We start from the raw sequence: 23,117 nt of genomic DNA, 5'->3' as shown, positions 1-23,117 counted from the left end.
ATGGCCGGGCCGACACCTCCACCGCGGGCACACCATCGCCCACCTGGCCCACAATGGGCCGGTGAACGACCTCCCACTCTTCTTCGCCCTCCGTACCGAGGAGGGCCGGACCCTGCTCGCCGCCCTGCGGGACCACGACCCGGCCGAGGAACTGGCGATCGCCACCCGGCTGCGCCGCGAACACGCCACCGAGCTGGTCTCGGCGGCCCTGGGTCAGGCACGGCTGCGGCAGCGGGCGGTGGCCAAGTTCGGCGAGCAGGACGCGTACCGGATGTACTTCACGCCGAACGGGGTCGAGCAGTCGACGCGTAAGCCGGTCGCGGAATACCGGGCCCGGCGCTTCGGAGAGCTCGGCACGGCCGAGGTCACCGACCTGTGCTGCGGGATCGGCGGCGACGCGATCGCCCTGGCCCGGGCGGGCATCCGCGTCCTCGCGGTGGACCGCGATCCGCTGACGGCGGAGACGGCGCGCGCGAACGCGGACGCGCTGGAACTCGGTGACCGGATCGAGGTGCGCTGCGCGGACGTCACGGAGATCGCGGCCGGACCGGGCGCGGTGTTCCTGGACCCGGCACGCCGGGGAGGCCGGGGCCGCATCTTCGACCCGGAGGCGTACTCACCTCCCCTGTCCTGGGCGATCGAGGCGGTACGCCGGGCGGGCACCGGCGCGGTGAAGATCGCCCCGGGCATCCCGCACGAACTGATCCCGGACGACGCCGAGGCGGAGTGGATCTCGGACGGCGGCGATGTGAAGGAGGCGGTGCTGTGGTTCGGCACGACCCCCGGCACCCGCCGCGCCACCCTGCTCCCGGGCCCGCACTCCCTTCCCGGCCGCGGCCTGCCGGACCCGGCGGTCCGCACGGTGGGCCGCTACCTCTACGAGCCGGACGGCGCGGTGATCCGGGCGCACCTGGTGGCGGAGGTGGCGGAGGACCTGGACGGCGGCCTGATCGACGAGACGATCGCGTACATCACGGCGGACGAACTCCGCCCGACGCCGTTCGCCACCGCGTACGAGATCACGGACGAACTCCCCTTCAACCTGAAGAAACTGAAGGCACTTCTGCGGGAGCGGGAGGTCGGCAACCTGACGGTGAAGAAGCGGGGTTCGGCGGTGGAACCGGAGGAACTGCGCCGGAAGGTGAAACCGCAGGGGCGGAACGCGGCGACGGTGTTCCTGACGAGGGTGGCGGGGGCGCCGACGATGCTGGTGGGGCGTCCGGCGTAGTCCGGGTCGCGCGTGTGGAGCCGCAGTTCATCGTGCTCACCGCCGTGCCGCAACAGGGCGCATGAGAGAGGCCGACGTGACCACGTACACCGGAGCTGTCTTCAACAACGGAGCGGTCTCCAGGCTCATCGATCTGGCAGTCGCATGCCGACGGGACAGCGCCAGAGCCCTTGAGGACGAGCTGGCCCGGTTCTGCCGAACGATCAGGACCTCACCGGAGACCGACTGGGCCATGCCCGTGGCCACGGTCTCGGCTCTCCTCGATCTGCTCTCGGATCAGCTCGAGTCCGGGAAGCCGCCGGCGACGCCGATCGGGTTCTCCGAGCGCCTTGCCGAAGCCGCCGGCGATCTCCCGGGGCCGGAATTCCTCAGGCTGCTCTCCGGTCTGCTCCGGCTTCAGGAACGGGAGCCACTTCCGCATGTCGATGAACTGCCCATGGCAGCCTGGGAAGCCGTTCTGAAGTTCGGCAGAATCGCGGAGTTCTGGTGGTGGGTGGACTCGGGCGAATACGAGGACTTCGACGAAGGGGTGCGCCAGGGCGTCGCGAGCGAGCATCCGAACCGCTGCCATCAGTGCATGTCCGCGCTGGCCGCAGAGTTGCAGGAGGCTCTGCTGCTCTTCCCCACATCGCAGGCGTGGGGGGCCGGGCTCGTCGAGGTGATCCCCTGGGCCTCCAGGCCGGTCCTGCGGGCCATTCTCGACGCCGTCCACGTCCACTTCGAGGAACAGCACTGAGGCTGCTCCCGCGTCGCGCGGCCCCGCCTCAGTCCCCCGCGCCCGCCCGCAGCGCCGAGCGCAGGCGCCCCACCCGGTCGTGGACCCCGGCGGACGCGGACAGCGGGGCCGGGCCGTCCGTGCCCGTGCATGTGCGGCACAGGCCGCCCGGCAAGGACGCCGGTTCGCCCGGGGCTCCGCAGTCCGTGCACTCCATCACCATTCGGGGCGCCGGGGGTTCCGGTGGGAGTTTCGACAGCAGGCGGGCGCGGACGAAGCCGTACGGGTGGGAGACGTGTGCCGGGAGGCCCGCCGTCAGGGCCGAGAGCAGTTGGCCCTCGCTCGCGCCGCGCTCGAACCATGCCCCCGCCGCGGCCTCCAGTGCCGCGCACTCCGACGCCGAGAGCGTCAACCGTGCCTCGATCCGCCCGAGTCGGGCCAGGACGTCGTAGCCCGCCGTCCTCGCCAGTGCGGCCGGGATCGTCGAGGTCCCGAGCTCACCGGCCGCGAAGTCCGCCCACCAGGCGTCGTCGCGGGGCGTGCGGGACCAGTAGGAGCGCCAGACCCAGATGTTCGTGCCCGACGCGCTCGTGACGCACTGGCGGACACGGCGGTAGTGGCCCGCCGCCGAGAGGCCGTTCAGGATGGTCGCCACCGCGCACTGGCCGTAGCCCGGCAGGTGTTTGGCGAGCGTCTTCACCGAGATGTCCGCGCCCTCGGACTGCCGGTCGACGTAGTCCGCGACCGCCGCTTCACGCCTGGGCAAATGTGCGAAGTCGTCCGCGCGGCGGGGGCGTTGGGAGGGGGCGAGCCGTTTGCCGTAGCCCGGATTGGCCATCGGATGGGCGGTCGGGCGCGGGGCAGGATTAAACTGCTGAACAGCCATGAGATCGCTCCACGATCTTGTAGGTCAGACCCCTGTGTGGTGTTGGTAGCACCGCATGGGGGTCGTTCTGTCTGTCTTCGGGGCGCACGCTACACGGCAACGGCGGTGCGTCGCGACTCGATCACAAAAAGTCATCTCACCTGGTGCGTGGCCGAGTTGGGGTGGGTGGGCGGGAACAATCCCCCACCCAATCCCTGGAGAGGGAGCTCGAATCCCGAGCCCCGAAGCTCAAGCCCCGACGTGCCCCGATGCGCGCGACGAACCGGGGCCCGGGGGCACGGAGTTACGGTGCGCCAGAGGGCCGGACCTGAGCTTCGAGTCCCGGCAGTGCGGCCCGGTGGCCGAGCGGGCCTCCGGAGGGGATTGCGGGCCCTACACGCCGCTTACGGCCGGAAGTACTCCGACATCACGTCGCTGACCCAGTCCGGCTGCTTGATGCCCACCGGGCTGAACTCCGCCATCGCCGGCTTGAGGTCGATGACCGGGGTGCCCGAGACCGCGTCCAGGCCCACCACCGTCAGTTCACGGCCGTCGACGGATTCGACGGTGCAGCGCGTGACCCCGATCCGGTTCGGCCTGCGGGGGCCGCGGCCGGCGAAGATGCCGACGGGCGGGAGGTCGGAACGGCCGCGGTAGGGGCGGGGTTCGCGGTAGTCGTCCTGTTCCGGGAACCGGTCGAAGACGAAGAGGACCTCCACGTGGGAGAAGCCTTCCAGACCCTGGAGGCACGCCTCGCCGAAGCGCTCGTCGACGGTGATCGTGCTGCGAACGGCACCCCAGTTGTCCGTGTGCTGGACGTCCGTCCGGTCGTTCCGGACCGTACCTATCGGTGTGATCTCGAAGCTCGACATGGCCCGAGGCTATCCCCGGCCGCCCTCCGGGCTCCGGCGCTCAGCAGCGCCATGCGCCGGAGCCGCCTACGACCCGCAGCGTGAAGCCCGCTCCAGCAGCAGTTCCCTCTCCCGTTCGTTGCGGGTCAGCGACGCCGCCCGCTCGAACTCCGTACGCGCCTGCGCACCCCGCCCCAGGCGTTCCAGCAGGTCGCCCCGCACACTCGGCAGCAAGTGGTAGTCCTTCAGGGCCGGTTCCTCGGCGAGGGCGTCCACCAGGGCCAGGCCCGCCGCCGGTCCCTCTGCCATCGAGATCGCGACCGCCCGGTTCAACTCGACCACCGGGGAAGGGACGAGCGCGGCCAGGCGGCCGTAGAGGGAGGCGATCGTCCGCCAGTCGGTGTCCTCGTAGCGGACCGCCTGGGCGTGGCAGCCCGCGATGGCCGCCTGGACCGCGTACGGGCCGGTGCCCGCCCGTTGCAGGGCGTCCATGCCGCGCCGGATCAGCATCCTGTTCCACTTGGCGCGGTTCTGGTCCGCGAGCAGCACCGGCTCGCCGTCGGGGCCCGTGCGGGCCGCGATGCGGGAGGCCTGGAACTCCAGCAGTGCCGTCAGGCCGTGCACCTCCGGCTCCCGGGGCATCAGGCCCGTGAGGACGCGGGCGAGGCGCAGGGCGTCCTCGCACAGGGCCGGGCGCAGCCAGTCGTCGCCGGCGGTGGCCGAGTAACCCTCGTTGAAAATCAGGTAGATGACCTCCAGCACGGAGTCCAGACGCTCGGCGCGCTCGGCGGGGCCCGGTACCTCGAAGGGGACGCCGGCCTTCGCGAGCGACCGCTTCGCGCGGACGATGCGCTGCGCGACCGTCGGCTCCGGGGCGAGGTAGGCGCGGGCGATCTCCTCGGTCGTCAGCCCGCCGAGCAGCCGCAGGGTCAGCGCGATCCGCGCCTCGGTGGAGAGCACCGGGTGGCACGCGGTGAAGATCAGCCGCAGCAGATCGTCGTCGATGTCGTCCACGTCCGACGGCTCGGGCGGCGGCACGTCCTCCAGGGTCCGGCCGACCTCCGCCAGCTTGCGCGCGTACGTCTCCTTGCGGCGTACGAGATCGATCGCGCGGTGCTTGGCGGTGGCCATGAGCCAGGCGCCGGGTCTGTCCGGCACGCCCGACTCCGGCCACTGCTCCAGCGCGGCGACCAGGGCGTCCTGCGCGAGTTCCTCGGCTATGCCCACGTCCCGCACGATGCGGGCGACGCCGGCGATGATCCGCGCGGACTCGATCCTGAACACCGCTTCGACCGTTTCGGTCGCGCTTGCTGCCGTCACGGCCACCCATCAGAACAGCCGTGCCGGGGCGGGGCAAGCGCGACCGGCTCTCACTCCTCGATCTGGCGGACCTCGGCGGTGACGTTCCATTCGGCCGGGTGGATCTCCAGGAAGCGCTTGGCCCACTCCAGAGCCTCGGCCTTGTCCTTGGCCTGGATGATGGAGTAGCCGCCGATGACTTCCTTGGTCTCGGTGAACGGCCCGTCGGTGTAGCTGATCTTTCCGGTGGACCAGTGGACCCGGGTGCCGTCGGCGGTCGGGGTGAGCCCGGCGGTGTCGAGCATGACCCCGGCCTTGGTGATCTCCTCGAACAGCGCGCCCATGCGCTCGTCGAACTCGGGGCCGGCGGCCTCCTTGGGGAGGTTCTGCTCCTCGATACGGATCATGGTCAGGAAGCGCGGCATGGTGACTCCTCGGTCGGGAGGGCGGGGGACTTCCCTGCCTCTCACCCCTGCGTCGAACGGGAGGCCGCCGGATCGACAGCTCCCGGAGAATTCTTCTGAGAATCTTCCCGAGCTGCCATCGGAAGCGCCCGGCCACTCCTGGGGAAGCCGCGCGAGTCCTGGGGAAGCCGCCGCGAGCCGCCGCCGGAACCCCCCTGCACGGCCTACGGGACCGCCGCCGAACCCCCCGGCACCGCCTACGGAACCGCCTCGAACCGCCATCGGTGCACCGGACGCGTCACCAGCTCCCCGTCCGGCTCCGGCAGCTCCGGCAGTTCCGCGTCGAGGCCCGGGGCCTCCCACCAGGTGATGACCAGGACGCGGTCGTCGGGTGCGCGGAAGAGCTCACGGCGTACGGGCTCGCGCGGCAGTTCCTGCGCCCTGGCCCAGGCGAGCAGTTCCGGCCCCCGGCCCTGGACCGCCCGGGCCTCCCACATCAGCGCGACGGCCGTCATGAGTACAGGTTGTCCTTGCTGACCTCGTGCACATGGTCGTGGTCGTGGGTGTGGTCGTGCGCGGCGCCCGGGACGTGCGGGTCCGTCACCGGGAGCGAGGAGTCCGCGGACAGCTCCCAGTCGGACGCCGGCCGGTTGCGCGCCACCATCTCCGCGCCCAGCGCGGCGACCATCGCACCGTTGTCCGTGCACAGCTTCGGCCGCGGCACCCGCAGCCGGATGCCGGCCTTCTCGCAGCGCTCCTGGGCCAGCGCCCGCAGCCGGGAGTTGGCGGCCACACCGCCGCCGATCATCAGGTGGTCGACGCCCTCGTCGAGGCAGGCGCGTACCGCCTTGCGGGTCAGTACGTCGACGACCGCCTCCTGGAAGGACGCGGCCACGTCGCGCACCGGCACCTCCTCGCCCGAGGCCCGCTTCGCCTCGATCCAGCGGGCGACCGAGGTCTTCAGCCCGGAGAAGGAGAAGTCGTACGCCGGGTCGCGCGAGCCGGACAGGCCGCGCGGGAACGCGATCGCCGCCGGGTCGCCCTCCTTGGCGAGCCGGTCGATCACCGGACCGCCCGGGAAGCCGAGGTCGAGCACCCGCGCGATCTTGTCGAAGGCCTCGCCGGCGGCGTCGTCGATCGTCGCGCCCAGCGGCCGTACGTCGCTGGTGATGTCCGGCGCGAGCAGCAACGAGGAATGACCGCCGGAGACCAGCAGCGCCATCGTCGGTTCGGGCAGCCGGCCGTGCTCCAACTGGTCGACGCAGATGTGCGAGGCGAGGTGGTTCACCCCGTACAGCGGCTTGCCGAGGGCGTACGCGTACGCCTTGGCCGCCGACACCCCCACCAGCAGGGCGCCCGCGAGGCCCGGGCCGGCGGTCACCGCGATGCCGTCGAGGTCGCGCGCCGAGACACCGGCCTCTTGGAGCGCGCGCTCGATGGTCGGCACCATCGCTTCCAGATGCGCGCGCGAGGCGATCTCGGGCACCACTCCGCCGAAGCGGGCGTGGGTGTCCACACTGGAGGCGATGGCGTCGGCGAGCAGCGTCGTGCCGCGGACGATGCCCACGCCGGTCTCGTCGCAGGAGGTCTCGATGCCGAGTACGAGCGGTTCGTCAGCCATCAGTTAAGTCTCTGTTCCTTGTACGGGGAGCCGCATGACGAGGGCGTCGACATTGGCCGGCTGGTAGTAGCCGCGCCGGAGTCCGATGGGCTCGAAGCCGAAGCGCGCGTACAGCTTCTGGGCCCTGGTGTTGTCCACGCGCACTTCGAGGAGCACCTCGTCGCACTCGAAGGCGGTGGCGTGCTGGAGCAGATCGGTGAGCAGCCGGGCGCCCAGTCCCGTGCCCCACTGATCGCGGGCGACGGCGATGGTCTGGACGTCCGCGAGACCGCCGGCGGCCGCCAGGCCCGCGTAGCCGACGATCTTTCCGTCCGCCTCGGCGATCACATAGCGGCGCGTCGCGCGCGGCCCGCGGGAGTGCGCGAGCTCGGACCAGAACATGCCGGTCGACCAGGCGTCCTCCGGGAACAGGGCGTGTTCCAGGTCGAGCACGGGCCCGATGTCCCACCAGCGCATCTCACGCAGCGCGGCCGGGGAAGCGCTCACTTGGGCGTGACCACCTTGTAGTTCTTCGGCACCTGGGCGTCCGGCCTGCGCAGATACAGCGGCAGCGGGGGCAGGAAGTCCTCACCCGCGGCCAGCTTCTCGGCGGCCAGGGACGCCAGGGCCGCGGCCGACACATGCTCGGGGCCACGGGTGTCGGGGAAGGTCTCCGGGTAGAGGAGTCCGCCGGCGCCGACGGCGGGCAGTCCGGCCACCTGGTCGGCGATGTCGGCGGGCCGGTCGACCGCGGGCTCTCCGGTCCGCTCGCGCGGGGAGGCGTAGCGGGCCCAGTAGACCTCCTTGCGGCGGGCGTCCGTGGCGACGACGAACGGTCCCTCCAGGCCGGAGGCGTACGCGAGGCCGTCCAGCGTGCAGAGGCCGTGGACCGGCACACCGAGCGCCGAGCCGAAGGTCGTGGCCGTCACCAGGCCGACCCGAAGGCCGGTGTAGGGGCCGGGTCCGACGCCGGCCACCACGGCGGTGACGGCGTCGAGTTTCACCCCCGCCTCGGCGAGGACACGGTCGACGGCGGGCAGCAGCAGTTCGCCGTGCCGTCGGGCGTCGACGCTGCTGGAGGCGGCGACGACGGAGGTGCCGTCGTGGAGGGCGGCGGTGACGGCGGGCGTGGCGGTATCAACGGCGAGCAGGAGCACGCAAACAGCCTACGGCTCCCGCGCCGGGGGCATGGAGCGCCGTCGGTGCGAACGCCTGCTGCTACCGTCACCTCCACCAGGACATGGGGGCACTCCCGGGCCCGCGCGGCCGAGGGAGAGAGAGGCGGACACGGTGGCACGGAGCAGCTCGGGTCTAGTGGCCGGGCTCACGGCGGCGGCTCTGGCGGCCGTATGTTTCCTCGCCTATCAGGCGCAGGCGAGCGCCCCCGACTCACTGGGCACGTCCCGGACACCGAGTACGGCCCCCTCGGCGAAGGTTCCCGAGCAGAAGCCGGAGAATCCCCTCGCGCTGCCTGCCGATTCGGGCGCCGGCGCCCGTGTCGTGTACTCGCTGGGCGACCGCCGGGTCTGGCTGGTGAGCGCGAAGAACAAGGTCACGCGGACGTTCGCGGTCATGCCGTCGACGGTGAACCCGGCGCCGGGCTCGTACTCGGTGACCTCCCGCTCCGGGCAGGTGCCCGGGTCGGACGGGGTTCCGATCGAGCACGTGGTGCGGTTCGCCAGCGTGGACGACGTGGCGATCGGCTTCAGCGCCGCGACGAACGGCGTGCTGGCGAGCCCCGACCCGGAGAAGAAGACCGGCGGCGTGCGCATGAAGCGGGCGGACGGCGACGCGATGTGGACGTTCGCGACGATCGGCTCGAAGGTCGTCGTTCTCCCGTAGGGACGACCCGCGTGGGGCACGGCGGACCAGCTCCTGCCAGTGCCCCGTCGCCCACCGGAATCCGCTCGGAAAAACCGCTCGTACGAATGACGAGCCGTGACCGAACCGGACGAGTCGCGGCCCCTCCGGGCGCGCGCTCTACGCGGCGTCGCGGCGGGGCTCGTCCCGGGGCGCGGGCTGTTCGTCCCTGGGCGGTGTGGACACCGCGCTGGCCGCCGCACACGAGGCCAGCAGATCGCGCATCGACAGGAGGGACGGTGACGGCGGCGCGGACTGCGCCGGCTGCTGCCGTGGCTGGTGCTCGCGTTCGGACGCCGGCATGGATGCCTCCTGGGTCTCCGGGGGCAGGCCGGTTAGGTAGACCTAACCAGATCTCCGTACCATGTGACCATGCGCAGTGCGACCTGCGCAACATCTTCCCGACGGAATGTCGGAACATCGTCTGTTCGGACCGCTGGGGCCCCCGGAGCGGATGTCGCGAGGCAGGGTGCGACGGGTCCGCGAGGCAGGCATGGACGCCCGGTGCCGCCGGGTCCGGTGCCGCCGGACTCGGGTGCGCCGCCGGGTCCGCAAACCGTCGCTCAGGTCAGCGCCGTGCCTCTCTCAGATTCCGGCCGCGGCCAGGTCCACACCCGACCACCGGCCGCCGAACCCCGTCAGCGTGACATCGCGGCGGTCGTCGTCCGTGTCGCCCACGACCCGGTGGATGATCACATGCAGCCGGTCGTCGGAGAGGTCCTCGACCTTGCCGTCGCCCCACTCCACGACCACGACCGACTCGGGCAGCGAGACGTCGAGGTCGAGGTCCTCCATCTCGTCCAGTCCCCCGCCGAGGCGGTACGCGTCGACGTGGACCAGCGCGGGGCCGCCGGTGAGCGAGGGGTGGACCCGGGCGATGACGAAGGTCGGGGAGGTGACGGCGCCGCGGACCCCGAGGCCTTCGCCGAGGCCCCGGGTCAGCGTCGTCTTGCCGGCGCCGAGCTCACCGGTGAGCATCACCAGATCGCCGGGGCGCAGCAGTTTCGCGAGCCGGCGCCCCACGTCCTGCATCTGCTCGGGGGATTCGACGGCGAGACGGGCGACGGCCTCAGCCGCCGGGCTGTGCGGTGCTTCCATACGGGCCAACGTTAGCCGCTGCCGGTACGGCTCCGACGCGTGCCAGCAGGTCCGCCAGCCGGTCCGTGACGACCTCCGGGTGCTCCAGCATCACCAGGTGTCCGCCGTCCGGCACGATCACCAGCTCGGAGTCCGGGAGCAGGTCCGCGATGGCCTCGCTGTGCGAGCTCGGGGTCACCAGGTCCTTGTCACCCGCGAGGACGAGCACCGGCACCTCGCGGAAGATGGGCAGCGCCTCCGCCTTGTCGTGCTCGACGAAGGCCGGGTAGAACTCCGCGACCACGTCGATGGGGGTCGACTCGATCATCCGCTCGGCGAACCGTGCGACCGCCGGGTCGACGTCCTTGGACGAGAACGAGTAGCGCTTGATCAGACCGGCGAAGAGGTCGGCGGTGGCGCGCCGGCCGCGCTCGACCAGCTCGGCCTGTGAGCCGAGCGCCTTCAGGACGCCGGGGAGCACCCGCCGTACCGCGTTGACGCCCGCGACGGGGAGGCCGTAGTTCACCTCGCCGAGCCGGCCGCACGAGGTGCCGACGAAGGCGACGCCGACGACGCGCTCGCGCACGACCTCGGGGAACTGGTCGGCCATCGCCATCACGGTCATCCCGCCCATGGAATGCCCGACGAGCACGAGCGGGCCCTCGGGCGCCGCCGCGTCGATGACCGCCTTCAGGTCACGGCCCAGCTGGTCGATGGAGACCGGCACGGCGTCGGGGCCCGACTGGGAGGCGCCCCGGCTGGAGCGGCCGTGGCTGCGCTGGTCCCAGTGCACGGTGCGCACCAGGCCGCGCAGGGCGGCGCGCTGGAAGTGCCAGGAGTCCTGGCTGAGGCAGTAGCCGTGGCTGAAGACGACCGTGACCGGCGCGGGCGCCTTGCGGCCGAAGAGCCGGCGGCGGCGCGGGCCCGCCGCGTCCGGGTCGACGTCGTCCACCTCGTAGTACAGCTCGCTGCCGTCGTCGGCGAGCGCTTTGCCGGGCAGCCCGCGCAGCGCGCCGTACGGGCCCGCCGAGTCCAGGGCGAGCCGGGCCTTCTTGCGCATGCCGCGGCCCACCGTCAGCCGCTCCAGTGCGACGCCGGCCGCAGCGCCGGCGGCGATCACGCCTATCGCGGCGCCGGCGACGCCCGCCCGGCGCCAGCTGCCCGTCGCGGCGGACTGAACGGCCGTAGCCGCCACCGCCACGGCGTCCCCCGTGCTGGTCTCGCTCACCGTGCCGCTCCTACTCGTCGGAGTCCTCGTTCAGATGGACGCGTGGAACCCTTGTTCCGATGCGGGTGACGATTTCGTAGGCGATGGTCCCTGCCGCCTCCGCCCAGTCCTCGGCGGTCGGCTCGCCCCGGTCACCCGGCCCGAACAAGAGTGCCTCGGCACCTTCGTGGATCTTCTGCCCGCCGAGGTCCACCACGAACTGGTCCATGGCGACCCGCCCCGCGATCGTGTGCCGTTCGCCGCCGACCAGCAGCGGGCCCCGGCCGGACGCGTGGCGCGGGATGCCGTCCGCGTAGCCGAGGGGGACCAGGCCGAGCGTCGTCTCGTGCGAGGTGACGTAGTGGTGCCCGTAACTGACGCCGTGTCCGGCCGGGACCTGCTTGACCAGCGCGAGGGAGGCGGCGAGCGTCATGACCGGCCGCAGGCCGAGCTCCTCGTGCGTGCCGAGTTCGGGGCTGGGCGAGATGCCGTACATCGCGATGCCCGTACGGACCAGGTCGAAGTGCGATTCCGGAAGGGTCAGGGTGGCCGGGGAGTTGGCCAGGTGCCGGACCTCGGGCTCGACGCCCTCCTTCTCGGCGTACGCCACCATCTCGCGGAACACGTCCAGCTGGGCGGCGATCGAGGGGTGACCGGGCTCGTCGGCGCAGGCGAAATGGGACCACAGGCCGGTCACCTTCACGGTGCCCTCGGCCTCGGCATCGAGCGCGGCGGCGACGAGTTCGGGCCAGTCGGCCGGCTGGCAGCCGTTGCGGCCGAGGCCGGTGTCGGCCTTGAGCTGGATCCTCGCCGGGCGTCCCGCCTCCCGGGCGGCGGCCGTGACCTCGGTGAGCGCCCACAGGCCGCTCACCCCCATGTCGAGATCGGCCTCGATGCCCTCGCGCCACGGGTCGCCGGGGGTCCACAGCCAGCACATCACGCGCCCCTGGATACCGGCCGCGCGCAGCGCCAGCGCCTCCTGGGGGGTGGCGGTGCCGAGCCAGGTCGCCCCGGCCGCCTGGGCCGCCCTGGCGCAGGGCACCATGCCGTGTCCGTACGCGTCCGACTTCACCACGGCCATGAGGGCAGCCTGGGGCGCACGGGCGCGCAGGGCGCGGACGTTGGCGCGCAGGGCTGCGAGATCGATCTCGGCGCGGGCACGCGGCGGCGGTGTCTGGCTCATCGCGCCCAGTGTCTCAGAGGGCGGTGAGGATCCTTTGCGGGGCGGCCGGGCGGCCGCACGAACCCGGTTCCTGTGGGCGGGGGGGCGCGCCGCCGACCGGCCGCGCATCTCGTCGCACGGCACGCCCTGCGGGCGTGTCCTCAATCGCCGGACGGGCTGGAATTGCCTGACCGCACATCCGGCCGGCCCCGCCGGGCATACGGCCACACATCAAGCCCCGCCGGGACAAGCACCCGCACATCAAGCCCCGCCGGCGATTGAGGCGCAGGGTCCGGGGCAGCGCCCCGCCAACCGGCCGCACCACTCGTCGCACAGCACGCCCTACGGGCATGTCCTCAAACGCCGGACGGGCTGGAATTGCCTGACCGCACATCCGGCCGGCCCCGCCGGGCATACGGCCACACATCAAGCCCCGCCGGCGATTGAGGCGCAGGGGCTCCGTCAGGTGTGGGTCACGTCGTGCCACGCCGACGGGAGCGCCGATGCCACGTCGTACGACGTGATCGGCGCGCCCTCCGCCACCGCGTGCCGCGCCGCCAGTCCGTGCAGATACGCCGCCACCGATCCCGCGTCGCGCGGCTCCAGACCCGCCGCCAGCAAGGAACCCGCCAGGCCGGAGAGCACATCGCCACTGCCCGCCGTCGCCAGCCACGGGGTGCCCATCGGGTTGACCCGGACAGGCGTACGGCTGCCGTCCGGCCCGGCGACCAGCGTGGTCGAGCCCTTGAGGAGTGCCGTCGCGCCGTAGCGCGCGGCCAGTTCGCGGACGGAGGCCAGCCGTGAGGACTCCACCTCCTCGCGCGGTACACCGAGCAGCGCCGCCGCCTCGCCCGCGTGCGGGGTCAGCAGGGTGGGCGCGTCCCGGTCGCGTACGGCCGCGGCGTCCAGCAGCCGCAGACCGTCCGCGTCGACCAGCACCGGGACGTCGGAGGCGAGGACGTCGCGCACGGCCTCCTCGTCGTCGCCGAGACCCGGACCGACGACCCAGGCCTGCACCCGGCCCGCCTTCGCCGGCGGGCCCGCGTGGACCAGCGTCTCGGGGAACCGGGCGATCACCGCGTCGGCCGCGTGACCCACGTACCGCACGGCCCCCGCCCCGCCGCGCAGCGCCCCCGCCACGGCCAGCACCGCCGCGCCGGGGTAACGGGCGGAGCCGGCGACGACGCCGACGACGCCCCGCCGGTACTTGTCGCTCTCCGCCGCCGGTTCGGGCAGCAGACGGGCCACGTCCGCGTGCTGGAGCGCCTCCAGGTCCGGCACGGACGGCAGATGCGCCTCCAGGCCGATGCCGACGAGCCGTACCGTGCCGGCGTACTCGCGGGCCGGGTCGATCAGCAGCCCCGGCTTGTACGTACCGAACGTCACCGTCGCGTCCGCCCGCAGGGCCTCTCCGCGCACCTCGCCGCTGTCCGCCTCGACACCGCTCGGCAGGTCGACGGCGACGACGACGGCATCGGAGCCGCGGGCCGCGCGGGCCACCGGTACGGCGTCCGGCCGCAGGCCCCCCTTGCCGCCGATGCCGGTGATGCCGTCCAGCACCAGGTCGGCGACGGCCAGCACCTCGAAGGGGTCGTCCGTGACCCGGCCGCCCGCGCCGGTGAAGGCCGCGAGGCCGCCCTGATGCGTCCGGTCCGGGGCGAGGAGCACGGCCGAGACGCCCGCACCGCGGCGGGCGAGCCGGGCGCCGGCGTACAGCGCGTCGCCGCCGTTGTCCCCGCTGCCCACGAGCACGACGACGCGCGCTCCGTAGACCCGGCCGAGCAGATCGGCACAGGCGGCGGCCAGCCCGGCCGCCGCCCGCTGCATGAGGGCGCCCTCCGCGAGCCGGGCCATCAGCTCGGTCTCGGCGTTCCTGACGGTCTCGACGCTGTACGCAGTACGCATGCCCCCGAGTCTGCCCCACCGGGTGCCGGCCCGCGCGGGATCCAAGTGCGCCGGGCGGGAGCGCACTTGCCTGTACGGAGCCCGCGGGCGCCGCCCCCCTGTCAGCCCTCCGCGATCACCACGGCGGAGGCCACGCCCGCGTCATGACTGAGCGAGACGTGCCAGGACCGCACCCCCAGTTCCTCGGCCCGCGCGGCGACCGTGCCGCGCACCCGCAGCCGGGGCCTGCCGTTGTCCTCGACGTACACCTCGGCGTCCGTCCAGTACAGACCCGCGGGCGCGCCGAGGGCCTTGGCCAGCGCCTCCTTCGCGGCGAACCGGGCCGCGAGCGAGGCATAGCCCCGCTGCTCCCCGCCGGGCAGCAGCAACTCGCTCTCCACGAAGAGCCGTCCGGCCATTCCGGGGGTACGCCGCATCGACGCGGTGAAGCGGTCGATCTCCGCGACGTCGATCCCCACCCCGATGATCATTCGACGGTGACCGACTTCGCGAGGTTGCGCGGCTGGTCCACCTCGTTGCCGCGGGCCGTCGCCAGCTCGCAGGCGAAGACCTGCAACGGCACGGTCGCCACCATCGGCTGGAGCAGGGTCGGCGTGACGGGGATACGGATGAGGTGGTCGGCGTACGGCACGACCGTCTCGTCCCCCTCCTCCGCGATCACGATCGTCCGCGCCCCGCGCGCCCTGATCTCCTGGATGTTCGAGACGATCTTGTCGTGCAGGACCGAACGGCCGCGCGGCGACGGCACCACGACCACCACCGGCAGGTCCTCCTCGATCAGCGCGATCGGCCCGTGCTTGAGCTCGCCGGCGGCGAAGCCCTCCGCGTGCATGTACGCCAGTTCCTTGAGCTTCAGCGCCCCCTCCAGGGCCACCGGGTAACCCACATGGCGGCCGAGGAACAGGACGGTGTTCTTGTCGGCGAGCGAGCGCGCCAGCGCGCGGACCGGCTCCATGGTCTCCAGCACCCGGTCGACCTCCCCGGAGATCTTCGCCAAGTCCCGTACGACGGCCCGGATTTCGTCGCCCCACTTGGTGCCCCGCACCTGCCCCAGATACAGCGCGACCAGATAGCACGCCACCAGCTGGGTCAGGAACGCCTTCGTGGACGCCACGGCGACCTCGGGACCGGCGTGCGTGTAGAGCACGGCGTCCGACTCCCGCGGGATGGTCGAGCCGTTGGTGTTGCAGATGGCCAGCACCCGCGCGCCCTGCTCCCGCGCGTGCCGCAGCGCCATCAGGGTGTCCATGGTCTCGCCGGACTGGGAGATGGCGATCACCAGCGTGCGCTGGTCCAGGATCGGGTCCCGGTAGCGGAACTCGCTCGCCAGCTCCACCTCGCACGGAATCCTCGTCCAGTGCTCGATGGCGTACTTGGCGATCATGCCCGCGTGGAAGGCGGTGCCGCAGGCCACGATGACGACCTTGTCGGCCTCGCGCAGCACCGACGCCGGGATGCGCACCTCGTCGAGGGTGAGCGAGCCCTCCGCGTCGATACGGCCCAGCAGGGTGTCGGCGACCGCCTTCGGCTGCTCGGCGATCTCCTTCAGCATGAAGTAGTCGTAGCCGCCCTTCTCGGCGGCCGAGGCGTCCCAGTCCACGTGGTAGGCGCGAACTTCGGCCGGAGCGCCGTCGAAGTCGGTGACCGTCACCCCGTCCCGGCGCAGCTCCACGACCTGGTCCTGGCCGAGCTCCAGCGCCGAGCGGGTGTGGGCGATGAACGCCGCGACGTCCGAGGCGAGGAAGGACTCGCCGTCGCCGACTCCCACCACCAGCGGGGAGTTGCGGCGCGCGCCCACGACCACGTCCGGCTCGTCCGCGTGCACCGCGACCAGGGTGAAGGCACCCTCCAGCCGGCGGCACACCTGGCGCATCGCCTCGGGAAGGTCGCCGCAGGAGGAGAAGTTCTCGGCGAGCAGATGCGCCACGACCTCGGTGTCGGTCTCCGAGGCGAGGTCGTGCCCGCGCTCCGCCAGCTCGGCCCGCAGGGCGGCGAAGTTCTCGATGATGCCGTTGTGCACGACGGCGACACGGCCCGCGTTGTCGAGATGGGGGTGCGCATTGATGTCGGTCGGCCCGCCGTGCGTGGCCCACCGGGTGTGCCCGATGCCGGTGAAACCGCTCGGCAGCGGCCGGTCCACCAGCTCCTTCTCCAGATTGACGAGCTTGCCCGCCTTCTTCGCCGCGGCCAGCCCGCCGTCGGAGAGCACGGCGACCCCGGCCGAGTCGTAGCCCCGGTACTCCAGCCGCTTCAGGCCCGCGATGACCACATCAAGCGCCGACTGTCCGCCGACGTAACCCACGATTCCGCACATGTCGGCAGCCTACGGCGGCCGCGCCGCGTGACCGAGCACACCACCCAGAACCCGCCCGCACCCCCGACAATGTGTAGGTGATCTCTTCGCCGCCACGAAGCGCCCACCGCCGGGCCGAACACGCGTCGACGCCCTACGTCGACCTCACCCGCGCGGAGTGGAGCGCGCTGCGCGAGAAGACGCCGCTCCCCCTCACGGCCGAGGAGGTCGAGCGGCTGCGAGGGCTGGGCGACGTCATCGACCTGGACGAGGTGCGGGACGTCTATCTGCCGCTGTCGCGACTCCTCAACCTCTACGTCCAGGCCACCGGTGAACTGCGGGGCGCGCTCAACACCTTCCTCGGCGACGCGGGCGGCGGGCACGGCGCGCAGCGCGGCACGCCGTTCGTCATAGGGGTCGCCGGGTCCGTCGCGGTCGGCAAGTCCACCGTCGCCCGACTGCTCCAGGCCCTTCTCGCCCGCTGGCCCGAGCACCCGCGCGTCGAACTGGTCACCACCGACGGCTTCCTGCTGCCGATGAAGGAGCTGGAGTCACGCGGGCTGATGTCCCGCAAGGGCTTCCCCGAGTCGTACGACCGCAGGGCCCTGACCCGGTTCGTCGCCGACATCAAGGCGGGCAAGGACGAGGTCACGGCCCCCGTCTACTCGCACCTGATCTACGACATCGTGCCCGGCGAACGCCTGACGGTCCGCCGCCCCGACATCCTGATCGTCGAGGGCCTCAACGTCCTCCAGCCCGCGCTGCCCGGCAAGGACGGCCGCACCCGCGTCGGTCTCGCCGACTACTTCGACTTCTCGGTGTATGTCGACGCCCGCGCCGAGGACATCGAGCACTGGTACCTCAACCGCTTCCGCAAACTGCGCGAGACGGCGTTCCAGAACCCCTTCTCGTACTTCCGGAAGTACACCCAGGTCTCCGAGGACGAAGCCCTGGACTACGCCCGGACGATGTGGCGCACCATCAACAAGCCGAACCTGCTGGAGAACGTGGCACCCACGCGCGGCCGTGCCACCCTGGTGCTCCGCAAGGGTCCCGACCACAAGGTCCAGCGTCTGTCCCTGCGCAAGCTCTGAGGAGGCAGCGGGTGCTGCATCTGCGCCTGATCACCCCGGCGGACACGACCGACGAAGCGGTACGTCTCATCGAGGGCACGGTCGGGACGGCCCATCTCGCCGTGTTCGCGGGGGCGGCTCGCGATCCCGTCGGCGACGTGGTGCAGTGCGACGTGGCGCGCGAGGCGGCCGACGAACTGATCGGGGGTCTGCGGAACCTCGGCCTCGACGAGCACGGTTCGATCGCCGTCGAGGGCATCGAACTGTCGCTGTCGAAGCGGGCCGACAAGGCCGAGAAGGACGCACCGGGCGAAGGCGCGGACGCGGTGCTCTGGGAGCAGCTGACCGACGCGACCCACGAGGAGTCGACGCTCTCCGTCACCTACATAGCTTTCCTGTCGCTGGCGACGATGCTCGCGGCGTGCGGTGTGGTGCTCGACAACGCGATTCTGATCGTGGGCGCGATGGCGGTGGGCCCGGAGTTCGGCCCGCTGGCCGGCTTCTGCACGGCGCTGGTGCAGCGCGCTCCGCGGCTGGCGTGGCGCTCGTTCCTCGCGCTGATCGCCGGTTTCGCCATCGCCATGCTGATCACGGTCGGCTTCAGCCACTTCATGAGCTGGGTCGATCTCTTCGACGTGGCGAAGGTGCGGGCCGACCGGCCGAACACCAGTTTCGTCTACAACCCGGACTGGTTCTCGTTCGTCGTCGCGGTGCTCGCGGGCGCGGCGGGCATGCTCTCGCTGACGTCGGCGAAGTCGGGTGCGCTGGTGGGCGTGGCGATCTCCGTGACGACGGTCCCGGCGGCGGCGAACGCGGCGGTCGCGTTCAGCTTCAGCGAGTACGCGCAGGCGTGGGGCTCGACGGAGCAGTTGCTGCTGAACCTGCTGGGCATCGTGCTGGCGGGCACGCTGACGCTGCTGATCCAGAAGTCACTGTGGGCCCTGCAACGCCGCCGCACGGCGGCCAAGGCATCGTGAGCACCTGAGCCCCTGCGGACCAGGATCAAGCCCCGCCGACGATGGAGACAAACCCAGCCGCCGGCGATGGAGGCACACCCAGCCCCGCCGGCGATTGAGGCGCGGGGTCCGGGGCAGAGCCCCGCGCACCACCCGCACCCTGCGTGTGCACCCGCACCCACCTGGGGCACGGGCACACACGCCCGGAAGACAGTCGCGTCAGCCGAGAGAAGACTTCACCGCGTCCGCGAGCCGGCTCGCCACCGACCGCGCCTGCTCGATGTCCGCCGCCTCGACCATCACCCGTACCAGCGGCTCCGTGCCCGACGGACGCAGCAGCACACGGCCCGTGGAGCCCAGCTCCCGCTCCGCCTCCGCCACCGCGCTCGCCAGCTCCGCCGACGTCTTCACCCGCGACTTGTCGACGTCCGGCACATTGATCAGGATCTGCGGCAGCCGGTCCATGACCGCGGCGAGGTCGGCGAGCGAGCGGCCGGTCGCAACGACCCGCGCCGCCAGCATCAGGCCGGTGAGCGTGCCGTCGCCGGTCGTCGCGTGGTCGAGCACGATGACGTGCCCGGACTGCTCACCGCCGAGCGCGTACCCGTGCTCCTTCATCGACTCCAGGACGTACCGGTCGCCGACCGCCGTCTGGACGAGCGAGAGGCCCTCGCGCTCCATCGCCAGTTTGAAGCCGAGGTTGGACATGACGGTCGCGACGACCGTGTTCCCGCGCAGGGTGCCCGCCTCGCGCATCGCCAGGGCCAGCACCGCGAGGATCTGGTCGCCGTCGACCTCGTTGCCGGACGCGTCCACCGCGAGGCAGCGGTCGGCGTCGCCGTCGTGCGCGATGCCGAACGCCGCGCCGTGCTCGACGACCGCGGCCTTCAGCGGGTCCAGGTGCGTGGAGCCGCACCCGTCGTTGATGTTGAGCCCGTCGGGCTCCGCGCCGATCGTGACGACCTCCGCGCCGGCCCGCGCGAACGCCTCGGGCGAGACCCATGCCGCAGCGCCGTGCGCCTCGTCGAGGACGACCTTCAGCCCGTCGAGCCGGTTCGGCAGGACGGCGATGAGGTGCGCGACGTACCGGTCGAAGCCCTCGTCGTAGTCGGTGACCCGGCCGACGCCCGCACCCGTGGGCCGCTCCCACGGCTCGCCGGTCCGGTGCTGCTCGTACACCGTCTCGATGCGGTCCTCCAGCTCGTCGGCCAGCTTGTGGCCGCCGCGTGCGAAGAACTTGATGCCGTTGTCCGGCATGGCGTTGTGCGACGCGGAGAGCATCACGCCGAGGTCCGCACCGAGCGAACCCGTGAGGTACGCCACGGCCGGCGTCGGCAGCACCCCGACGCGCACGACGTTGACGCCCGCGCTCGCGAGGCCCGCCACGACGGCGGCCTCCAGAAACTCTCCTGACGCACGCGGATCCCGCCCGACCACCGCGGTCGGCCGATGTCCCTCAAAGGTCCCCGCCTCGGCGAGCACATGCGCCGCCGCGACCGACAGACCGAGCGCGAGCTCCGCCGTCAGGTCCGCATTGGCGACACCGCGCACGCCGTCCGTGCCGAAGAGTCGTCCCACAGCTGTCCTCCGAAAATGCTCCGAAAAATGCAGGCCTTCGAGCGCCTGTTGCCCGTTATACGCCCGAGGTGGTGGAAAGACGTACGCCCCGGCAGCACTGAGTGCTGCCGGGGCGTACGTACAAGCAGGCCGAGCAGGCGATTAACGCTTGCTGTACTGCGGGGCCTTGCGGGCCTTCTTGAGACCGGCCTTCTTGCGCTCGACCGCACGGTCGTCGCGGCTCAGGAAGCCGGCCTTCTTCAGCGCGGCGCGGTTGTTGTCCACGTCGGCCTCGTTGAGCGCACGGGCCACACCGAGGCGCAGGGCGCCGGCCTGGCCGGAGACGCCGCCACCCGAGATGCGTGCGATGACGTCGTAGCGGTCGTCGAGCTCGAGCACCTTGAAGGGCTCGTTGACTTCCTGCTGGTGCACCTTGTTGGGGAAGTAGTCCTCAAGGGTGCGACCGTTGATCTTCCACTTGCCGGAGCCCGGAACGATCCGGACACGGGCGATGGCGTTCTTGCGACGGCCCAGACCCGCAGCGGGCTGCGGGTCGCCGAAGCGGGACGCGAGGGACTCGGAGGTGTACTCGCCCTCGACGGGCGTCTCCGACTCGAAGGTGGTGACCTCGGCGTAGGTCTCTTCGCCCTCGACGGGGGTCTCTGCAGTGGTCTCGGCCACGATTCTCCTCAGATCTTTCTGTACGTCTTAGGGGGTGGCCGGAACTACTGCGCGACCTGGGTGATCTCGAACGGGACCGGCTGCTGAGCAGCGTGCGGGTGGTTCTCGCCCGCGTAGATCTTCAGCTTCGAGAGCATCTGACGACCCAGGGTGTTCTTCGGGATCATGCCCTTGATGGCCTTCTCCACGGCCTTCTCCGGGTTCTTGGCCAGCAGCTCGTCGTAACGGACGGAGCGCAGACCACCCGGGTACCCGGAGTGGCGGTACGCCATCTTCTGGGTCTTCTTGTTACCGGAGAGGTGAACCTTCTCGGCGTTGATGATGATGACGAAGTCGCCCATGTCCATGTGGGGGGCGTAGATCGGCTTGTGCTTGCCCCGGAGGAGGTTCGCTGCCGTAGTCGCCAGACGGCCCAGGACGATGTCCTGCGCGTCGATGATGTGCCACTGGCGCGTGACATCGCCGGGCTTGGGGCTGTACGTACGCACTTCGTAGCCTTCGCTTCTTCAGTGGATGGGTTCCAGACACACGAATCCTCTGAAGCGATCATGCAGCTGGGGCTCACAATGCCAGGGACGAAGCCCGTATGTGAGCCACTGGTAACTGCTCCAGGGAACCTACGTAAGGGCCCTTCGCATGAGAACGAGGAAGCCGATACGCATAACAATCGACGAGACTACCCGCGCAGCCCCGCACGGGTCAAAACGCGCCCGCCGGGGATGACGGGACAGCCCTTAGCGGGCCCGCTCGACCCGCCGCTCGTCCCACACCGGCTCCGCCGTCTCCCGGACCACGCCGTCCGAGCCGAAGACCAGATAGCGGTCGAAGGACTTCGCGAACCAGCGGTCGTGCGTGACGGCGAGCACGGTGCCGTCATAGACCTCCAGGCCGTCCTGGAGCGCCTCCGCCGACTCCAGGTCCAGGTTGTCCGTGGGCTCGTCGAGGAGCAGCGCCGTGGTGCCCTCCAGCTCCAGGAGGAGGATCTGGAACCGGGCCTGCTGGCCGCCGGAGAGCTTGTCGAAGGTCTGGTCGCCCTGGCGCTCCAGCTCGTACCGCCGCAGCACCGACATCGCGCCGCCGCGGTCCTTGGCGTGCTCGGTCCACAGGATGTCGACCAGCGTGCGCCCGAGGAGCTCGGGGTGCGCGTGCGTCTGGGCGAAGTGGCCCGGCACCACGCGCGCGCCGAGCTTCCACTCGCCCTTGTGGGCCACGGACGTGTCGCCGGCGAGCAGCCGCAGGAAGTGGGACTTGCCCGAGCCGTTCGAGCCGAGGACGGCCACCCGCTCGCCGTAGAAGACCTCCAGATCGAAGGGTTTCATCAGCCCGGTGAGTTCGAGGCCCTTGCAGGTGAGAGCGCGCACGCCGGTGCGCCCGCCGCGCAGCCGCATCCGGATCTCCTGCTCGCGCGGCGGCTCCGGCGGTGGCCCCGCCTCCTCGAACTTCTTGAACCGGGTCTGCATCGCCCGGTATCGCGACGCCATGTCGGGGCTGATCGCCGCCTGCTGCCGCAGCCGCAGCACCAGCGCCTTCAGCCGGGCGTGCTCCTCGTCCCAGCGCCGCTTCAGCTCCTCGAACCGCGCGAACCGCTCCTTGCGGGCGTCGTGGTACGTCCCGAAGCCGCCGCCGTGCACCCACACGTCCGAGCCGGCCGGGCTCGGTTCCACGCTGACGATCTTCTCCGCGGCACGCGACAGCAGTTCCCGGTCGTGCGAGACGAACAGGACGGTCTTGCGGGTCTCCTTGAGCCGCTCCTCCAGCCAGCGCTTGCCGGGCACGTCCAGATAGTTGTCCGGCTCGTCGAGCAGCAGCACCTCCTCCGGGCCCCGCAGCAGCGCCTCCAGCGCCAGCCGCTTCTGCTCACCGCCGGAGAGCGTCCGCAGCTCGCGGAACTGCGCCTTCTCGTACGGGACGCCCAGCGCGGCCGTCGTGCACATGTCCCAGAGGGTCTCGGCCTCGTACCCGCGCGCCTCCGCCCAGTCGCTCAGCGCCTGCGCGTACCGCATCTGCGCGGCCTCGTCGTCGACGGTCATGATCAGGTGCTCGGCCTCGTCGACCGCCTTCGCCGCCTCGCGGATCCGCGGCTGCGCGAGCGAGACGAGCAGATCCCGGACGGTGCGTTCGTCACGTACGGAACCGATGAACTGACGCATCACACCCAGTCCGCCACTGACCGTCACCGTGCCGCCGTGCGCCTGGAGCTCCCCCGCGATCAGCCGCAGCAGTGTCGTCTTGCCCGCGCCATTGGCTCCGACCAGCGCGACCACCGCGCCTTCCCCGACCCTGAACGACGCGTCCGCGAGCAGTACCCGCCCGTCCGGCAGGTAGTACTCGAGATGTGCGGCCTCTAGATGTCCCATGCTCCGATTCTGAGGGCGGCGACCCTG

Annotated in this window: 24 protein-coding genes; 5 read left to right on the top strand and 19 right to left on the bottom strand. The window is 71.6% G+C overall.

Annotation, left to right across the window (positions count from 1 at the left end):
• The first annotated feature begins 61 nt into the window (after positions 1-61).
• Together ACQPWZ_RS21870 and ACQPWZ_RS21865 are read left to right on the top strand one after the other, a co-directional pair.
• Positions 62-1,228 carry a THUMP-like domain-containing protein gene (locus tag ACQPWZ_RS21870; protein WP_433572180.1) on the top strand — a complete coding sequence of 389 codons (1,167 nt, stop codon included), beginning with the start codon at positions 62-64 and terminating at the stop codon, positions 1,226-1,228.
• Between the two features lie 76 nt (positions 1,229-1,304).
• A complete protein-coding gene (locus ACQPWZ_RS21865) occupies positions 1,305-1,964 on the top strand; it encodes a hypothetical protein (protein WP_433572179.1) in 660 nt (219 codons plus the stop codon).
• Between the two features lie 28 nt (positions 1,965-1,992).
• Here the strand turns inward: ACQPWZ_RS21865 and ACQPWZ_RS21860 are convergent, their stop codons facing one another.
• The 8 genes from ACQPWZ_RS21860 to tsaB form a co-directional block, all read right to left on the bottom strand.
• Complete coding sequence (locus ACQPWZ_RS21860) at positions 1,993-2,829, bottom strand: hypothetical protein (RefSeq protein WP_433572178.1); 837 nt, start codon at positions 2,827-2,829, stop codon at positions 1,993-1,995.
• A gap of 383 nt (positions 2,830-3,212) precedes the next feature.
• A complete protein-coding gene (locus ACQPWZ_RS21855; RefSeq protein WP_433572177.1) occupies positions 3,213-3,680 on the bottom strand; it encodes an SAM-dependent methyltransferase in 468 nt (155 codons plus the stop codon).
• 66 nt (positions 3,681-3,746) lie between these two features.
• The gene (locus ACQPWZ_RS21850) at positions 3,747-4,985 is read right to left on the bottom strand and encodes an RNA polymerase sigma factor (RefSeq protein WP_405572054.1); all 1,239 of its coding nucleotides are present in this window, start codon (positions 4,983-4,985) and stop codon (positions 3,747-3,749) included.
• A gap of 44 nt (positions 4,986-5,029) precedes the next feature.
• Complete coding sequence (locus tag ACQPWZ_RS21845) at positions 5,030-5,383, bottom strand: YciI family protein (protein WP_340474811.1); 354 nt, start codon at positions 5,381-5,383, stop codon at positions 5,030-5,032.
• 236 nt (positions 5,384-5,619) lie between these two features.
• Positions 5,620-5,877: a hypothetical protein gene (locus ACQPWZ_RS21840; RefSeq protein ID WP_356701097.1), complete on the bottom strand. Its 258-nt coding sequence runs from the start codon at positions 5,875-5,877 to the stop codon at positions 5,620-5,622.
• The gene (tsaD, locus tag ACQPWZ_RS21835) at positions 5,874-6,983 is read right to left on the bottom strand and encodes a tRNA (adenosine(37)-N6)-threonylcarbamoyltransferase complex transferase subunit TsaD (protein WP_340474809.1); all 1,110 of its coding nucleotides are present in this window, start codon (positions 6,981-6,983) and stop codon (positions 5,874-5,876) included. Before tsaD ends, ACQPWZ_RS21840 begins: the two co-directional genes overlap by 4 nt.
• A 3-nt stretch (positions 6,984-6,986) precedes the next feature.
• Positions 6,987-7,439: a ribosomal protein S18-alanine N-acetyltransferase gene (gene rimI / locus ACQPWZ_RS21830; protein ID WP_433573848.1), complete on the bottom strand. Its 453-nt coding sequence runs from the start codon at positions 7,437-7,439 to the stop codon at positions 6,987-6,989.
• Positions 7,440-7,465: 26 nt separating this feature from the next.
• Complete coding sequence (gene tsaB / locus ACQPWZ_RS21825; protein ID WP_433572176.1) at positions 7,466-8,119, bottom strand: tRNA (adenosine(37)-N6)-threonylcarbamoyltransferase complex dimerization subunit type 1 TsaB; 654 nt, start codon at positions 8,117-8,119, stop codon at positions 7,466-7,468.
• A 157-nt stretch (positions 8,120-8,276) separates the two neighbouring features.
• On the opposite strand from tsaB, the gene ACQPWZ_RS21820 reads away from it, so the two are divergent.
• Positions 8,277-8,804, top strand: a complete 528-nt coding sequence (locus ACQPWZ_RS21820; RefSeq protein ID WP_405572048.1) for a hypothetical protein — start codon at positions 8,277-8,279, stop codon at positions 8,802-8,804.
• A gap of 138 nt (positions 8,805-8,942) precedes the next feature.
• Here the strand turns inward: ACQPWZ_RS21820 and ACQPWZ_RS21815 are convergent, their stop codons facing one another.
• The 7 genes from ACQPWZ_RS21815 to glmS all read right to left on the bottom strand — a co-directional run bounded on the left by ACQPWZ_RS21815 (position 8,943) and on the right by glmS (position 16,487).
• Entirely contained in the window at positions 8,943-9,125 is a 183-nt protein-coding gene (locus tag ACQPWZ_RS21815) for a hypothetical protein (protein ID WP_340474804.1), read from the bottom strand.
• 282 nt (positions 9,126-9,407) lie between these two features.
• The gene (gene tsaE / locus ACQPWZ_RS21810; RefSeq protein WP_340474803.1) at positions 9,408-9,920 is read right to left on the bottom strand and encodes a tRNA (adenosine(37)-N6)-threonylcarbamoyltransferase complex ATPase subunit type 1 TsaE; all 513 of its coding nucleotides are present in this window, start codon (positions 9,918-9,920) and stop codon (positions 9,408-9,410) included.
• Positions 9,892-11,127: an alpha/beta fold hydrolase gene (locus tag ACQPWZ_RS21805; protein ID WP_340474802.1), complete on the bottom strand. Its 1,236-nt coding sequence runs from the start codon at positions 11,125-11,127 to the stop codon at positions 9,892-9,894. Before ACQPWZ_RS21805 ends, tsaE begins: the two co-directional genes overlap by 29 nt.
• Positions 11,128-11,137: 10 nt before the next feature.
• Positions 11,138-12,289, bottom strand: coding sequence for an alanine racemase (alr, locus tag ACQPWZ_RS21800; RefSeq protein WP_433572175.1), 1,152 nt, complete (start codon positions 12,287-12,289; stop codon positions 11,138-11,140).
• A gap of 441 nt (positions 12,290-12,730) precedes the next feature.
• The gene (locus ACQPWZ_RS21795; protein WP_433572174.1) at positions 12,731-14,173 is read right to left on the bottom strand and encodes an NAD(P)H-hydrate dehydratase; all 1,443 of its coding nucleotides are present in this window, start codon (positions 14,171-14,173) and stop codon (positions 12,731-12,733) included.
• Between the two features lie 101 nt (positions 14,174-14,274).
• Positions 14,275-14,643, bottom strand: a complete 369-nt coding sequence (locus ACQPWZ_RS21790) for a holo-ACP synthase (protein ID WP_383237842.1) — start codon at positions 14,641-14,643, stop codon at positions 14,275-14,277.
• Positions 14,640-16,487 carry a glutamine--fructose-6-phosphate transaminase (isomerizing) gene (glmS, locus tag ACQPWZ_RS21785; protein ID WP_356701085.1) on the bottom strand — a complete coding sequence of 616 codons (1,848 nt, stop codon included), beginning with the start codon at positions 16,485-16,487 and terminating at the stop codon, positions 14,640-14,642. Before glmS ends, ACQPWZ_RS21790 begins: the two co-directional genes overlap by 4 nt.
• 77 nt (positions 16,488-16,564) lie before the next feature.
• Here glmS and coaA point away from each other — a divergent pair, with 77 nt between their 5' ends.
• Together coaA and ACQPWZ_RS21775 are read left to right on the top strand one after the other, a co-directional pair.
• Positions 16,565-17,560, top strand: a complete 996-nt coding sequence (gene coaA / locus ACQPWZ_RS21780; protein ID WP_340474797.1) for a type I pantothenate kinase — start codon at positions 16,565-16,567, stop codon at positions 17,558-17,560.
• A gap of 11 nt (positions 17,561-17,571) precedes the next feature.
• Positions 17,572-18,516 (top strand): DUF389 domain-containing protein, encoded by a 945-nt coding sequence (locus ACQPWZ_RS21775; protein WP_433572173.1) that lies wholly within the window; start codon positions 17,572-17,574, stop codon positions 18,514-18,516.
• 198 nt (positions 18,517-18,714) lie between these two features.
• Here ACQPWZ_RS21775 and glmM read toward each other — a convergent pair whose 3' ends face one another.
• The 4 genes from glmM to ACQPWZ_RS21755 all read right to left on the bottom strand — a co-directional run bounded on the left by glmM (position 18,715) and on the right by ACQPWZ_RS21755 (position 23,090).
• Positions 18,715-20,073 carry a phosphoglucosamine mutase gene (gene glmM, locus ACQPWZ_RS21770; RefSeq protein WP_340474794.1) on the bottom strand — a complete coding sequence of 453 codons (1,359 nt, stop codon included), beginning with the start codon at positions 20,071-20,073 and terminating at the stop codon, positions 18,715-18,717.
• 141 nt (positions 20,074-20,214) lie between these two features.
• The gene (gene rpsI, locus ACQPWZ_RS21765) at positions 20,215-20,733 is read right to left on the bottom strand and encodes a 30S ribosomal protein S9 (protein WP_313944669.1); all 519 of its coding nucleotides are present in this window, start codon (positions 20,731-20,733) and stop codon (positions 20,215-20,217) included.
• Between the two features lie 44 nt (positions 20,734-20,777).
• Positions 20,778-21,221, bottom strand: coding sequence for a 50S ribosomal protein L13 (gene rplM / locus ACQPWZ_RS21760; protein WP_313944670.1), 444 nt, complete (start codon positions 21,219-21,221; stop codon positions 20,778-20,780).
• A gap of 246 nt (positions 21,222-21,467) precedes the next feature.
• A complete protein-coding gene (locus tag ACQPWZ_RS21755; protein WP_383237832.1) occupies positions 21,468-23,090 on the bottom strand; it encodes an ABC-F family ATP-binding cassette domain-containing protein in 1,623 nt (540 codons plus the stop codon).
• Between the last annotated feature and the right edge of the window lie 27 nt (positions 23,091-23,117).

Origin of the sequence: Streptomyces sp. CA-251247, assembly GCF_050952975.1 — a bacterium.
Taxonomy (GTDB): Bacteria; Actinomycetota; Actinomycetes; order Streptomycetales; family Streptomycetaceae; genus Streptomyces; species Streptomyces achmelvichensis.
This window is presented reverse-complemented; position numbering and strand designations above follow the sequence as displayed.

Coding starts and splice junctions, on each gene's coding strand:
- ACQPWZ_RS21840 (WP_356701097.1), bottom strand. CDS start 5,877: ATGACGGCCGTCGCGCTGATGTGGGAGGCCCGGGCGGTCCAGGGCCGG.
- ACQPWZ_RS21755 (WP_383237832.1), bottom strand. CDS start 23,090: ATGGGACATCTAGAGGCCGCACATCTCGAGTACTACCTGCCGGACGGG.
- ACQPWZ_RS21795 (WP_433572174.1), bottom strand. CDS start 14,173: ATGCGTACTGCGTACAGCGTCGAGACCGTCAGGAACGCCGAGACCGAG.
- glmS (WP_356701085.1), bottom strand. CDS start 16,487: ATGTGCGGAATCGTGGGTTACGTCGGCGGACAGTCGGCGCTTGATGTG.
- ACQPWZ_RS21845 (WP_340474811.1), bottom strand. CDS start 5,383: ATGCCGCGCTTCCTGACCATGATCCGTATCGAGGAGCAGAACCTCCCC.
- ACQPWZ_RS21790 (WP_383237842.1), bottom strand. CDS start 14,643: ATGATCATCGGGGTGGGGATCGACGTCGCGGAGATCGACCGCTTCACC.
- rimI (WP_433573848.1), bottom strand. CDS start 7,439: ATGCGCTGGTGGGACATCGGGCCCGTGCTCGACCTGGAACACGCCCTG.
- ACQPWZ_RS21815 (WP_340474804.1), bottom strand. CDS start 9,125: ATGCCGGCGTCCGAACGCGAGCACCAGCCACGGCAGCAGCCGGCGCAG.
- alr (WP_433572175.1), bottom strand. CDS start 12,289: ATGAGCCAGACACCGCCGCCGCGTGCCCGCGCCGAGATCGATCTCGCA.
- tsaD (WP_340474809.1), bottom strand. CDS start 6,983: ATGGCTGACGAACCGCTCGTACTCGGCATCGAGACCTCCTGCGACGAG.
- ACQPWZ_RS21860 (WP_433572178.1), bottom strand. CDS start 2,829: ATGGCTGTTCAGCAGTTTAATCCTGCCCCGCGCCCGACCGCCCATCCG.
- tsaE (WP_340474803.1), bottom strand. CDS start 9,920: ATGGAAGCACCGCACAGCCCGGCGGCTGAGGCCGTCGCCCGTCTCGCC.
- ACQPWZ_RS21855 (WP_433572177.1), bottom strand. CDS start 3,680: ATGTCGAGCTTCGAGATCACACCGATAGGTACGGTCCGGAACGACCGG.